The following is a 12677-nucleotide window of genomic DNA, read 5'->3' on the forward strand; positions in this document are numbered from 1 at the left end:
AGGGACCGCCGCGGGCCCAGGTGCAAAGCCGGTGGTCTTCCGATCGCACCTGTGTTCATAGCCGAGGGCGCCGCGGCATGGCTGATGTCGAGTGTGCGCCTGTAGCAGTCAAACTCTCGAAGAGGTACTCACCTGAGAAGCGAGATGCAGGTGTCAAGGCCGGCGGCCGGTGCGGTGTGACCTTGCCCGCTTGGCAGCTCTGTAGGCGTCTTCCGCATATCGGGAGATGCCGGCCGCGGGGGACCAGCCCTCGGCGGTGCGGGTGAAGGGGTACCAGGAGCCGTCGGGCCCGAGCCGGATCTGAACTCCAATCGACTCCCAGGTCAGGCAGTTGTCCGTGATGACGGCGGTGAGCCGCTCGAGCACGCGGGGCCTGCTCCAACCGCTCCCGTAGATCTGGACCTGGATCGAATGTCCGCAGATAGACGTCGACGCCGATCTCGCCGCCGAGCTGGTACGCGCGCCGGATCCGGCTGAGCTCAGCTCGATGGATTCCGGCCCGCGTTGCGACCTCCTGGGCGTCGAACCGAGACCCTTCACAAGCCATCATGCGAGCGAGCTCGATCCTCGCGTCGGGTGCGTCCTGCTGGTCGAGAAGAGCAGCCGCCCGGAGGGACGCCTCGTGGAGCATGGCGTTCAGGTCGAGGTTGGTGATTGCCGGGTGAGGTATCGGCGAGAGTGCAGGATCGGCCAGGATCTCTCGTCGTTCGGATGTTTCAGCGTCAGGCATCGAGCAGCTCTCCGGACATGCTGTTGAGAAGCTGGAAGGGCTGAACCGTCAGCTCGCCCGGCCATTGGCCGGACGCATTCGGCACCAGGAGCGATGCAATGTGCCGTTTCTGGCCTTGCAGTTCATCGAGTCGCTGCTCGATACTGCCGACCGAGATCAGCTTGTGGACATGGACCGGTCTGGTCTGGCCTCGCCGGTGAACGCGGGAGTTGCCTTGGTCCTCCACCGCAGGATTTGGATGTACGTCGAAATGGATCACCTGCGAAGGTCGCGTGATGTTCAGGCCGATCCCGCCGCTCTGCAACGTCATGAGCAGGACCTTCACCTCGCCGTCGGCAACCCGCTGAAGCGTCGCGGCCCGCTGTTGGCGCGACATCTTTCCGTGGTAAAGGGCAGTCGCGTGGCCGGTCCCTTCCAGGAACGCTGCGACAAGTAGGGCTGCTTTCAGGAACGACGTGTACACCACAACACACTCGTCCGTAGCGGTCGCCTGCAGAAGTTCCGCGAGCTTCGCCAACTTCGGTGTTCGGACCACGGCTTTGGCTGGATCCGCAAGGATCTCGTCGGGTCGATCATCAGCGAAATGTGCGGCCGCGTTGGCGATCTTGCGTAGAGCAGTGATGGCCTTCAGGACGAGTCGGCCGGCGGGCACTTTTGCCGTGCGAATTTCGTCGGCGGTGTCGAACATCATGGCTTGGTGCATGCCACGCTGCTCGGAGGTCATGTCGACCAGATGGCGAGTCGTGACCAGGTCCGGTAGCCCGAGTGCGAGAGCTGGATCGGATTTGAGCCTGCGCATGATGAAAGGGCGCACGACGGCGAGTACCTCGTGCGACGGATCGGCAGCAGCCAGGGCAGGATCGACGACGTACTTGCGGAATGTTGCATAGCGGCCCATGAGGCGCGGGTTGCACCAATCCAGCAACGCATGGAGGTCGCAGGGGCCATTCTCCAAGGGAGTTCCGCTGAGGGCCAGTCTCAGGTCGGTGGGTAGATTGGCGGCACAACGCCATACTTTGGTCTTGGGGTTCTTGATCGTCTGGGCCTCGTCGGCGATGACCAGGCCCCAGTTGAGCGAGGCGAAGCGCTGGGCGTTCTTCCGCATCGTCGCATACGTTGTGACCAGGACGCAGCGGCCGACCATCCTCCGCGTGAACGCCCGTCGCACGACCGGGCCGAATCGGTACACCAGTTCTTGCGGGGCGAACTGCCTGAGCTCACTGATCCACTGGTCGATGTTCGCCGCGTTGGGTACGAGGACCAAAGTCGGGCGGTTGTGTCCTCTTCGACGAGGGGACAAGTGGAACGCGATCGCGGTCGGGGTCTTACCCGTGCCTGCTTCGTCAGCGAGGAGTCCGCTCAGGCCGTTCTCTCCGAGAGCCTCCAGCCATTGCACGGCCTGATGCTGGTAGAGATCGAGCTGCGGATGCGACCTGGACCGAGTAGACGGCGGTGCCGTCATCGCATCCCTGAGAGTTTTCACAAGTTTCGCCAAGCCCACGGTCGGCGTGCAGGCGTAGCGGATGCCGTCGATCCAGATGAATCCCCCGAGTGCATCGAGCGCACTCCTCCCCTGATCCTCGTCGACCGGAACAATTGGTTCACAGACCTTGTCGAGCAGGTCGGGAGTCAACACCATCCAGCGATTTCGGAGCCGAACGCACGGGAGCGTCGCAGACGCCAGGCGCCTCAGCTCCCCATCTGTAAGCTCCTCGCCGTCAAGTGTGAAGCGCCAGCGACGGTCGAACACATCGGACAGGCCAAGCCTGTGATCGGCCTCTCGAAAAGCACTGGGAAGGATGACGTCGACGGTCACAGCGATCTGCTCGACCCAGTCGTCGGTCCACTCGATCCTCAGGCCGTGTCGTTGAATATCCGGCGAGAGGTCGCTTCTCAGCGTGGCTACGTCGTACAACGACAGCAGAACCGCATCAGGCAACGTGGTGTCGGCTAGAGGCTGAAGAGCGGGGAGGAGGGCCGCGGCCCTCCTCAAGGTGCGCCGGCACCGATGATGCAGCCGCTCGCTGTTCTGCCTGCGTAGTCCTTCCAATTGCCAGGATTCGCGAGCTTCGAACTCTTGTCCCTCGTCATCCGTGAGGAACAATCTGGCCGTGACGGTCTGAGATTCCATGTCCGGAGCGCCGAGCCTGAGCACAATCGGAACCTGGCTCAGGTCGGCTGCGAACTCGTCCACCTCGTCGACCCAGTCCTGGAGGGGCGTAATGGGCTCGTGAGTGATGATGTGTGCCACGAACGGAGCCGGTCCATGGACCGCGTAGCGTGCCATGGACGGCATGAAGGCATCGACAACCATGTCGATGTATCCAGTCACGAGATCCAATGGCGGTCGTACGACGTCTTCCGCGCCCGTGGCCATCGGCAACAATCGGATGCCCCCGAGTATTTCGGAGTACGGTGAGTCGTCGGCTGTGGCCATCGCCCGCCACGTAGGTATGTACTTCTTGCCGTCACCGAGGTCGGTGATGTGCGGCAGTACTCGACCGTCCCGGATGATCTGCAGCGCGTGGCGCGTCGCCTGCGACCAGATCGAGGCTGATGCACTCCATCGACGCGGCTCGTGACTGGCCAGGTCTTCCAGCAGGACGAGTATGTTGACCGGCCAGCATCGGGCAGTTCTGAGCTCACCACCTGGCCAGAGGAATTGCCGGTAGGTCGACTTATCTGGCAGCTCTTGCCGAGTGTCGGTCGGTTCAAGGCAGAGGAGCGTACCGATCTCACCGAAGTAGGGATCGAAGACCAGGTCGGCGCCGTTCGACAGTAGGCCCAGGGCCGCGAGTCGTCCGATCCCACGCGTCGGCTGCCGTTCAGTGAACCCGCGAGGTGCTTGCGGCTGCGGAGTTTGACGAGTGACCTGTTCGCTGGCGACTTGCCGCTTCTCGTCGGCCGCGGGCGTCGGCTGGTGCGTAGCTCCTACTGATCTGAACTCGGATCGATCGCAGATGCGTTTGTTGCCTGCCAGCAACAGGAGCCGTGCTGCCTGTTCCCGTGCGGATGTCTTCGTGCTGTCGACTCCGGTGGCTCCGACCGGCTCACCTTCCAGCTCACCGTGGAGCTGGCAGGACCAGGTCTCGTCGGCATTGAGCGTGAAGTCGGGATCACAGAGTGCGGCGCGACCGTCGAGGATCTCGAGGCGCTGGAGGGTCTGCAGGGCTGTTTGTCCGTCAAGTCGGGTCAGCCCCGTGGCTCGCAGTTGCGCCGTCCGGGCCATCGCGTCCGGAAAATCGGCCACGCACGCGATGAGCTCGACGAAGCAACGGTGCCGTACGTCGTTAGCTGCAGCGCTAGCCGCACTGACACGAGCAACTTCTCCCGTGGACAGCTCCAGCCGGCCCTCCCCGACTCGCCTCCCGTCGCGCGTCGTCTCCGTGAATTCAACCCCCGGGAGCCCGTGACCGTTGGAGTAGGCGTTCAGCAACTGGCGAAGCCGGATCGGAGCCTGAGTCAGTCCAGCGATGGCTGCCAGCTTCGCCGGGAGCCACTGCGGATGTGCAGTTTCGAACAGCAGTTGGACTAGCTGACTCATCTCGAGCACCCCACTGATGCCGCGCAGAAAGGTCGCTTCCATCAGGTGCTTGTGAGGATTCCGGAACCTTCGCTGGAACTCGGACGCGAAGTCCGAGTCTCCCGGGAGCGGCACTGCCTCCGTGGTAGACGGTCGGGTCCAGAGCTTCCTGGCCGGCTGTTGGTCTGAGGCACCTTCGGGCGTGGGCGAGTCCGCCGTACCGGTTCGCCTACCTGACATCATGTGCAGCCGACGTTCGGTCATGGCGTGAACCAGGCTCACATACGCACGCTGACGGGCATCGGGCCGGGTATGGCCGGTGCACCAAGCGCCTTCCACTCGTCCTGATGCATCCACCAGGACGACCCGCGAGCGGAACATCGGTTTGTCATCGCAGGCCTCAGTGGTGATATCCGGCTTCGGGAGCCGACGAGCCGACCGGTAGCTGTTGATCAACATGCTGGCCATTACCGAGTCATCGGCGAGACCGGCTGACGACATCGCCCGGAGTTCCTCAGCCCCACTACCAGTCACACCATCCAAGAGCGCCACCCGCACGGCCAGCAGCGGCAGGCCTCCGGCGGCGATCGAACGCCTCGCCTCCGCAACGCACTCCACGTCAGCCGTGCCAGTGCGCACCAAGGCGCGAACCCAAGCGGGGGTCGAACTGCGAGTCATATCAACCTCGATTGCGTGGCGGACTTCTGCTGTACCAACGCGCGAGGAGGCTGCGGGTTATCAGTCCACCCGTACGTGTCTGGAGGGATGTAGCTGCACCATGTCGGGGGAGTCCTGGATTTCGAGTTCTGGGTTCCGGGCTGACTCGTGTGGCGGGACCCTCGGACGGGTGAACCGAGTTCGGGTAACGGTCGACGACCTTCGCCGGGCCGTCGAGACGGACATACGGCGAAACTGGTCTGATGTGGCCTGGGGTAGGTGGCTGGAGGCTGCTGCTGTACTTCGCGATCAGTCGTTCCGCAACGTCGTGCTCATTAAGCTGCAGATGCCGAGCGCAACCTGGGTCGACGGGCGGCCGGGCTGGCAGCGTAGAGGACGTCATGTCGTCCAGGGTGCGCCAGGTATCAGAATCGTTGCCGCGACCTCCGAGGTGGATCGTTCGGCGGGTCCCGTGCAAGGGCATGGGGTCGCGACCGTGTGGGACGTCAGCCAAACTGACGGTCGATCGTTCGGAGTGGTCCCGGCCTGTCCGCCGGACGTGGCCTTTGCCGCTCTGCGAGAGGTTGCGGTTGCTGGCGGATACAGCGTCGAGCGTGGTCCTTTGCCATCGGACGCGGATGGAGCCGAGACTGCTGATCGCCGTCGGCGGATCGTTGTCGCTGACGATCTCGACGTTCCGATGGCGGCGATGAGCCTTGCCCACGAGTTGGCGCACCTGCGAATGCACAAGGGCTTCCATGGCGCGAGCTGCCGCGGCGCTGTGAGGCTGGAGGCGACGTCAGCCGCGTACCTGGTCCTCTCGCGGCTTCGATGCTTGCCCGATCAGTCGTCGGCGGACCTGATCGCCAGGACGACAGGCGTGGTCAGTCGGACGCCACCCGTCCGGTTGATCGAGACACTGGGCGGCAGGGTCGTAGCGGCCGCGAACCGCCTGTACGACGCCGCTGAACGGCACCTGCCGCCGCCGCATCTCCATCCGGCCAAGCCGACGCTTCTCGCTGACGCCTCAGAAGGCTTGAGATCGAGGACTCCTGGACATCCTGATCCGGGTTCTGATCGCGGTCCTACGCCATGACGCTGACCCGAAGAAGTTGCTATCAGCAACGCGCGGAAGGGGAGTGTCATGGATCGAGTACCAGATGGGGAAGCGGACGCGCGGCAGGACGAGTTGGGGCTGCCGCGGTGGTCGATCCGGCGGGCGATCGAGTTGCTGGATGAGGGGATCGATCGGATGGGGGAGCAGCTGACGCGTTCGGCTGGTCTTTGGGGTGACTCGCCGGCTGAGACAGAGGTGCCCACGGATCCGGGTGGTCCTGAGCTGCCTTGAGGTGGTGATTGGTGCGATGAGCTGTGATGATCGCCGGTTGATGGCGGTACAAGTCGCGGCGGGGCAGTTCTTCCGTCAGCAGCTGTTGCAGTCTGTTGCCGGTTGGGCGGCTGCTTATTTGACGCGGCGTGGGCTTGGGCACGTGCTGAGGTCGACCTCGCGCTGGAAGGTCGGTTACGCGCCCGATGGCTGGGCCTACTTGGTTGACCACCTGAGGTCCCAGGGTTTCGACGACGAGACTCTGCTGGCCTCGGGCCTGGCGAGTGCGACGAAGAAGGGGTATCTGATCGATCGGTTCCGCGATCGGATCATGTTCCCTGCCTGGGATTCGGGTCAGGAACTGGTCGGGTTCGTGGGGCGTTCGCGGGGTGGTCGGGTGAAGTACCTGAACTCGCCGGCGACGCGGATCTACCAGAAATCTTGCACGCTCGTCGGCCTTGCGGAGCAGCGTGATCTCTTGGAGGGCGGGGCAACGCCTGTCTTCGTCGAGGGGCCGATGGACGCCGTGGCGGTGGATGAGTTGAGCCGGTTGACCTGTCGCGGATGGGCTGGTCTTGGGGTGTGCGGGACGGCGTTGTCGTTGCACCAGGTCTCGATGGTTCGCCAGTACTCGGACAGTGACACCGTGATCGTGGGAGTGGATGCAGACGGTGCCGGGAGCATTGCCGCCCGAAGGTGGCTCGATGACCTGTCGGCGGTCTTCAAGCGTGTGCAGGTGGCTGAGTTCCCGTCAGGGCATGACCCGTCCTCGCTGCTCGAGACACCCGCAGGTGCCGATCGACTCTTCAAGGCCCTGAACGAGCCAAGACCGCTTGCCGAGCTGGCGATCGAGGCAGAGGTAGCTCGGTGGTCACCAGTCCTGGATCACATCAGTGGCCGGGTGAATGCCCTGCGCCGGGTAGCTCCTCTCGTGGCGAGGTTGCCGCAGGACCGGGTGGCGGCTCAGTTGGGGGAGCTCGCGAAGGTCCTGCAGCTCGACCAGGAGATCGTTTCGCGCGAGGTCCTCGAGTCCGTCGGTCGCTCGGCGCCTCGACGTCGGCCGCACTCACCGCCGTACCCGATCGCTGACACGGACCTGCCCGATAATCTCCCGACGCCTTGATCCAGTAGTCCCCGATGTCGAAATCCGGGTTCTTTGTCGAGCCGTCGGAGACGACCTTCTTAGCCAATGAGTTGTTGGTCTACGGAGGTTGTGATGAATGCTGTGTCATCGGATTCCGAAAACGTCCTGATCAGCGGTGAACGTCAGCGCATGATGGTGGCGAACATGGCTGCGGCCAGGTTCTACCGGCGAGAGTTGCTCAGGGCAAACGTTGGCTGGCCGGTCGAGCAGGTCCGGGAGCGCGGTGTCGGTGAGGTACTGCAGATCGATTCGTCGTGGCGGATCGGGTACGCGCCCGACTCGTTCACCCTGCTCACCGACCATCTGCGGGAGAAGGGATTCGACTTCCGCACGTTGATCAGGGCCGGCCTGTCCGAGTGGACGAACGAAGGCACGGCTGTTGATGTGTTTCGTGATCGGCTGATGCTCCTTGCGCGGGACGAACGGCTCGATCCTGTCGGTTTCGTCGGCGTCGGGCCGGGTGTGAAGCCGGAGTACTCGGCGTCGCCGACGACGTTGATCCACCGTCCGTCGAACGCATTGGTCGGGATCGAGGAGCAACTGGACATGCTGACCGAGGGAGCGTTTGTCGTCGTCGTCAACGATCCGCTGGATGCGGTCGCGATCGAGAACCTCGGGCGCCTGGCGGGTGAGCGCTGGGCGGGCATTCCGATGTGTGGTTCGCAGCTGTCATCGGCACAGGCGAAGACCCTGTACCGCTACACGGTCACGGACACTGTGATCGTTGCCTTGGACGGCGATCAGGAGTGGCGTCGTACGGCGATCGCCTCGCACCCCGACCTGTCGTACTTCTACAAGAGGGTCCGCGCGGTCGAGATCCCGGATGGCCTGTCCGCGGCGAGTCTGCTGAAGACCGAGAACGGCCCGCAGCGTCTGTACGACGCGATGGTCTCGACGCGGCCGTTGGCGGACTACAAGCCGGGTCGGCAGCAGCTTCCGGAGTTCGACAGTCCTGGCCCGTCGCCGACCGGCCCGTCGCTGTGACGAAGTCCAGGACTCCGGGACTTCGTAGTCCGGGTTCAGATCCGGACCGCTCCGGCCGAGATTGGTGCCGACAGCAAGCGTCAGCTCTCGGGCCAGGGTCCGGGGCATCGGGAACGGAGTGAGCCAGTGACTGAAGAACTTGAGGCGCTTCTGGCGAACGCAGTTGACTCGGGGTGGGCGGAGGAGCCGTCGAAGCGGCTTGCCGCCGCCATCGAGGAACGCATCGTCGCGGAGTTGCCCGGCCGGCTTCGGGCCGCCCTGGGCCATGACGAGGCGGCCCAGATGGCACGGGTCGTGGCGTGGGAACGCTGCCGTCGGTTGGCCGAGAAGCTCCCCGGCGGCCGAGTGTCGTGGGGGTACCTGGCGAACCTGGTGCGGTGGCGGTTGGCCGACGTGGTCCGTCAGGAAGCGAGACGGCGTCAGCGGCATCCGTTGCTGGACTTCGTCCCTGAATCCGTGGAGCCGAGCCTGCTCGCGGAGCTGGGCCCGCTGCTGGACCGCATTGGTGTGCGGTTGGAGAATGCCGGGCTCCCGGTTGGCGAGGTACGGCGGCGGCTGGTGGTCGCGGCCGATGGCCCTGGCTTCTCCAAGCATGCGATCACGTCACGCGTGCGAGCCATCGGCGTACCCAGGGATCAGGCCGAGGGCTTGGCGTCGCTCCTCCACAACGGACCGATCCGGACGTCAGCGCTGTCGCGCCTCGCGGCTGGGCAGCCGCCGGATGTGGTCTTCGCGGATCCGGTTGTGCGGCAGTGGATCGACCAAGCTGCCGGGAGGTCGCCTCGTATGTCGTACCGATCCAGGAGGTTCGGTCGGCCGCCGGGTGCGTCGTGGCCTGACGGTCTCGGACTGGGACTCGCTCACGCCGCCTGACCCGAAGTTATCCGGCGAAGTTGCCCGGTGAGGTACCCGGTGAAGTTACTCGGGGGTCATGAGGGCTCAGACGTTGAGCTTCCATGAACAACTTCGACAGGCATCCACGCCGCCGGAACTGGCTCGTTCGGTTTTACCTCGCCCAGTTCCGCTTCTACCTGCGTCTGCAGGCCGCTGTCGGCATCATCCCCGCGCCCGTTGCGCGCGCACTCATCGCTCGGCTGCGGCCGGCGAAGACACGAAGGGAACTGTGACATGCGTCGAGTCACGAACTCGAAGCTCGTCGTACCGATCGTCATCCTGATCCTGCTCGTCATCGTGATCCTGGCGGTCGTGATCGGTTGGCGAGACACCCCGCAGGTTGCCCACGGCGAGCCAGGGCAGTCCAGTCCCGGCCGGGTGACTGGTACGTCGACGCCGGGTCCGGCGCCGTTGTCGGTGTGGGTACGGCCGGCGACGACGGATCCGGCGGAGTACGCGATCGCCTTCGGTACGGCGATCTGGACCTACAACACCGCGGTGCACACGTACGCCCAGTGGCAGAACGTCGTCTCGTCGTTCGCCGACTCGCTGGAGGCACCGGACTCCGCGCCGATCGCACGCAGCATGCTCCCGTACGCCAGCCAATGGGAGGAGCTGAAGGCCCACGGGGCACGGGCCAGCCTGCGCGACGTCACGGCAACGACGACACCCAAGCTGGAGGCCTTGGCCCGGGATCCCAGAGCACCGAAGGGCTGGCATGCTCTCCTCGTACGGGGAACGCAGGACAACGTGGTCGACGGGGCGACGACCAGGACTGAGCGGCATGTGACAGTCAGCGTGATCTGTCGGCCAGTGTGTACGTTCTGGTCGGCCACCAACGAGCTGCCGCAGTGATCCTCAAATGATCCTCAAGCTCGTAGCCGTGGGCACTTTCCTGGCGACAGCCGTCGGCCTGGTGACTCCGCTCGTGAGTGTGGCGAAGGGACAGGGCGCCTGCGAGGCGCACCAGACCTCGAAGGTCCTCAGCCTCGACGCCGAGCAGGCCTCCAACCTGGCAGTGATCGTCGGTGTCGGCGATCGCTACAGAATGGGCGAGGCCGGCAAGGTCATCGCGGTCATGACGGCCCTGACCGAGTCCTCGCTGCGGAACACGAATCAGGGAGATGCGGCCGGTCCGGACTCGCGTGGGCTGTTCCAGCAGCGTGATGGCTGGGGGCCGGTCGAGGTGCGCCTGGACCCGGCCGGTGCGGCGGGATTGTTTTACGCGGCGCTTGCGAATGTGCCCGGCTGGACCGCGATGAAGCCGTGGGCGGCTGCGCAGGAGGTGCAGCGGTCGGCGTTCGCGGACGGCAGTAACTACCGCAGTAACTACGCTGCGGCAGTACGGCTCGTCGGTTCAGCAACCCCGGTTGTCGACGGTTGCGGGAGTTGGGGAGCCGGCGACACAGACCAGCTTCCTGGTGCCGTCGCGGCCGTTCGCCGAGCACTCGATCTGGTCGGCAGCCGCGGCTACTACCAGCTGTGCGCGCGGCTGGCGTCGAACGTCTGGGGCCGTTCCAACTCCGGCTATTACTCGGCAGCCGAGCAGTGGAACCAGATGGTCAGTAGCGGGAACGCCCATCCCGACGACCGGCGGCCGCCAGTCGGTGGGCTGCTGTTCTGGGCGACCCAAGGTCCCTACGGGCACGTCGCGGTGTACGTCGGCAACGGTCAGATCGTGTCGAACGACATCGGCGACCGCGTGCCCGGCCAGGGCGGCGTGTACCTCGTCGACGTGGGCGCAATCGAGAAGCAATGGGGTGCCACCTATCTGGGGTGGGCGCCACCGATCTACCCGACCACCTAATCAACCCACCTAATCAACCCACCTAATCAACCCACCTAATCAATCCAGTGGTGTGTTCGGCACCAGGAGGCAACGCATGCTCAGCAACTTCGGACTCCAAGATCCCGGAGTCAGTCCCAACTCCAGCGGTCTTCCCGGCTTGCCTGCACTGCGGGAGATCGTCGGTGCGCTGCAGACCTTCAGCCTCGTCGTCTGCGTGGCCGCGTTCGTGATCTCCGCCGTCGCGTGGGCGATGGGGAGCCTGGGCAGCAACTCGCACTACGCAGGCCGCGGCAAGCTCGGCTGCCTGATCGCAGCAGGGGCGGCGATTCTGATCGCCTCGGCGAACCCGATCATCCGCTTCTTCAGCGGCATCCACATCGGCTAGGAGATCCAGATATGGCGTGGAGCGATTGTCTGCTCAGCCCCGTCGGGTGCGCGGTCGACGCCGTGGGTGGCAAGGCAGCAAGCTCAGTGTGGGATTCGTTCCTCAAGTGGACCGCGAACGGCTTGGCAGACCTGTCCTCGAACGTGTTCCAGATGTTCAGCACCAGCACCTCACCGACGTTCGACCAGGCCTGGTGGAAGGACAACCTGGACCTGATGGTCGGGCTCTCGCTCCCGATCCTGGTCGGCGTCTTCGTCCTGCAATGCGTCTCAGCCGTCATCCGCCGCGAACCCGGCCGCCTGGGGCACGCGGCCGTCGGCGCGTTGATCGGATCGGCTGGTGTTCCGTTGGCGGTCGCCGCTATTGCGGCCTGCGGGCGAGCCGTCGACCAGATCTCGGTCGGCCTGCTCAGCGCGAAGCCAGCCACGGACGGCATCAAGCGGATGATCGACATCACAGCGTTTCTCGCCGTGCCGACCTATGGCGGCATCCTCCTGCTGGCGCTGGAACTCGGCCTACTCGCGATGTTCTCGCTGTACTTCGTCATGCTGATCCGCGACGTCGCACTGGTCGCGTTCGTCGTCTTCGCACCGATCGCGATGGTCAGTTGGACCTGGTCGGCGACCAGGCATTGGCTTCGGCGATGGATAGAAGTCGTCGGTGCCCTGCTGTTCTCCAAGATCGCCATGGCTGTCGTCTTCACCCTTGGCTTCTCGGCTGTGGGGGCACCCGGACAGGACGATGCGCCGAACATCGGCACCTTCATCGCCGGCATCCTGCTGGTTGCCATGGCGGCGTTCGCACCCTTGGCCACCTATTCGTTCATCCATTGGGCCGGGGATCACAGCCAGGCCGCGACGCGGATGCTCCAGCAGGGCACCGCCGGGGTCGACGCGGGCAAGGACCAGCTCGAACGCGTTCAGCAATGGACGGCCGGCGACTTCAGCGGATCGGACAAGGACGACGAGTCACCGGTCACGGGCGACGATCAAGATCCCGACGGCGAGTCGACAGCCGATAGCAGTACCGACAGTACCGACGCCGGCGAGCACTCTGATCAAGCGACAGACCCTGCCGACTCGCAGCCTGCGGCGGACTCGGCCGCGCAGCCTGACGCTCCTCCGACGGCAGGCTCGGACTCGGGCGGCACCGTCACCGCCGTCGCCACCAGTGAGGTGTCGGTCGAAGGCGACTCCAGCGGACCAGGGGACAGCTCCAGTTCGGCGTCGGAGCGGGGAGACTGA

Annotated in this window: 9 protein-coding genes; 8 read left to right on the plus strand and 1 reads right to left on the minus strand. The window is 64.8% G+C overall.

From position 1 onward, the window contains the following. Positions 1 to 722: 722 nt before the first annotated feature. Positions 723 to 4892: a DEAD/DEAH box helicase gene (locus JOF29_RS35630; protein ID WP_307863997.1), complete on the minus strand. Its 4170-nt coding sequence runs from the start codon at positions 4890 to 4892 to the stop codon at positions 723 to 725. Between the two features lie 1367 nt (positions 4893 to 6259). Here JOF29_RS35630 and JOF29_RS35635 point away from each other — a divergent pair. The 8 genes from JOF29_RS35635 to JOF29_RS35670 all read left to right on the plus strand — a co-directional run bounded on the left by JOF29_RS35635 (position 6260) and on the right by JOF29_RS35670 (position 12677). Beyond that, complete coding sequence (locus tag JOF29_RS35635; RefSeq protein ID WP_209698752.1) at positions 6260 to 7360, plus strand: toprim domain-containing protein; 1101 nt, start codon at positions 6260 to 6262, stop codon at positions 7358 to 7360. A 165-nt stretch (positions 7361 to 7525) separates the two neighbouring features. Beyond that, positions 7526 to 8365 carry a hypothetical protein gene (locus JOF29_RS35640; RefSeq protein WP_209698753.1) on the plus strand — a complete coding sequence of 280 codons (840 nt, stop codon included), beginning with the start codon at positions 7526 to 7528 and terminating at the stop codon, positions 8363 to 8365. Between the two features lie 126 nt (positions 8366 to 8491). Further along, the gene (locus JOF29_RS35645; protein ID WP_209698754.1) at positions 8492 to 9238 is read left to right on the plus strand and encodes a hypothetical protein; all 747 of its coding nucleotides are present in this window, start codon (positions 8492 to 8494) and stop codon (positions 9236 to 9238) included. Positions 9239 to 9321: 83 nt separating this feature from the next. Next, complete coding sequence (locus JOF29_RS35650; RefSeq protein ID WP_209698755.1) at positions 9322 to 9492, plus strand: hypothetical protein; 171 nt, start codon at positions 9322 to 9324, stop codon at positions 9490 to 9492. Position 9493: 1 nt separating this feature from the next. Then, positions 9494 to 10114 (plus strand): hypothetical protein, encoded by a 621-nt coding sequence (locus JOF29_RS35655; RefSeq protein ID WP_209698756.1) that lies wholly within the window; start codon positions 9494 to 9496, stop codon positions 10112 to 10114. Positions 10115 to 10142: 28 nt separating this feature from the next. Continuing rightward, positions 10143 to 11066 carry a C40 family peptidase gene (locus JOF29_RS35660; protein WP_209698757.1) on the plus strand — a complete coding sequence of 308 codons (924 nt, stop codon included), beginning with the start codon at positions 10143 to 10145 and terminating at the stop codon, positions 11064 to 11066. 76 nt (positions 11067 to 11142) lie between these two features. Further along, positions 11143 to 11433: a DUF6112 family protein gene (locus tag JOF29_RS35665; RefSeq protein ID WP_209698758.1), complete on the plus strand. Its 291-nt coding sequence runs from the start codon at positions 11143 to 11145 to the stop codon at positions 11431 to 11433. 11 nt (positions 11434 to 11444) lie between these two features. Then, positions 11445 to 12677, plus strand: a complete 1233-nt coding sequence (locus JOF29_RS35670) for a TrbL/VirB6 family protein (RefSeq protein WP_209698759.1) — start codon at positions 11445 to 11447, stop codon at positions 12675 to 12677.

The sequence above is a fragment of the Kribbella aluminosa genome (assembly GCF_017876295.1).
Classification (GTDB): domain Bacteria; phylum Actinomycetota; class Actinomycetes; order Propionibacteriales; family Kribbellaceae; genus Kribbella; species Kribbella aluminosa.

Bases quoted from the DNA above. Each gene is read 5' to 3' on its own strand.
- JOF29_RS35670 (WP_209698759.1), top strand. From the start codon at position 11,445: ATGGCGTGGAGCGATTGTCTGCTCAGCCCCGTCGGGTGCGCGGTCGAC.
- JOF29_RS35665 (WP_209698758.1), top strand. From the start codon at position 11,143: ATGCTCAGCAACTTCGGACTCCAAGATCCCGGAGTCAGTCCCAACTCC.
- JOF29_RS35640 (WP_209698753.1), top strand. From the start codon at position 7,526: ATGGCTGCGGCCAGGTTCTACCGGCGAGAGTTGCTCAGGGCAAACGTT.
- JOF29_RS35655 (WP_209698756.1), top strand. From the start codon at position 9,494: ATGCGTCGAGTCACGAACTCGAAGCTCGTCGTACCGATCGTCATCCTG.
- JOF29_RS35650 (WP_209698755.1), top strand. From the start codon at position 9,322: ATGAACAACTTCGACAGGCATCCACGCCGCCGGAACTGGCTCGTTCGG.